Annotated in this window: 1 protein-coding gene; it reads left to right on the plus strand. The window is 50.8% G+C overall.

Going from position 1 to position 727, the window contains the following annotated elements:
• On the plus strand, positions 1 to 727 hold a 727-nt coding region (locus AB4512_RS22430; RefSeq protein ID WP_372175746.1), incomplete at both ends, for an NAD(P)/FAD-dependent oxidoreductase.

Here is a 727-nt window from a genome sequence, read left to right on the forward strand (position 1 = left end):
AAATACGATCCACTTAAAGACAAGAGCCCAGGTCACGGTAAGGAATACGCCCCGACTTATTGGGTAGATACCGCAGGCGCGCCACCTGAAGATGATGGTCCAATTACATCGGATATGGATGTGGATGTGGCGATAATCGGTTCAGGCTACACAGGCCTAAGCACCGCGATACACCTTGCTGAAATGTACGGCATTAAAGCGACTGTGATTGAAGCTAACCGTATGAGTTGGGGCTGCAGTACCCGAAATGGTGGCCAGGCTCAGTGTGCGTCAGGACGTTTGAAGCGTTCTCAGTGGATTGAACGCTGGGGACTAGAAACCGCACTGAAAATGCATCGCGAATGCGTCGATGGTATGAACACCTTTAAGTCTCTGATCAAAGACATTGATTGTGACCCACAGTCGGGCGGCCACTTATACGTTGCCCATCGTCCCAAAGTGATGGCAACACTTGAAAAAGAAGCCAAGTTGCTGCGCGACACGTTCGATTACGATGCGCAGATCTTAGATGCGGAAACCGTAAAGCGTGATTACGTTGGTGATCAAGAAGCGGCAGGCGCAATGCATGAGCCAGAAGGTATTGGTATCCATGCAGGGAAACTGGCGTTTGGTTATCTAAGAAAGGCGAGAGCACTCGGCGTTAAAGTTCACCCATCGAGTCCCGTTATGGGCTGGGAAACTCGCAACGGTGTGCATTACCTGAAAACGCCAGGTGGTGTGGTTAAGG

This window comes from Vibrio sp. 10N.222.52.B7 (assembly GCF_041474275.1).
In the GTDB taxonomy this organism is placed as follows: domain Bacteria; phylum Pseudomonadota; class Gammaproteobacteria; order Enterobacterales; family Vibrionaceae; genus Vibrio; species Vibrio crassostreae_C.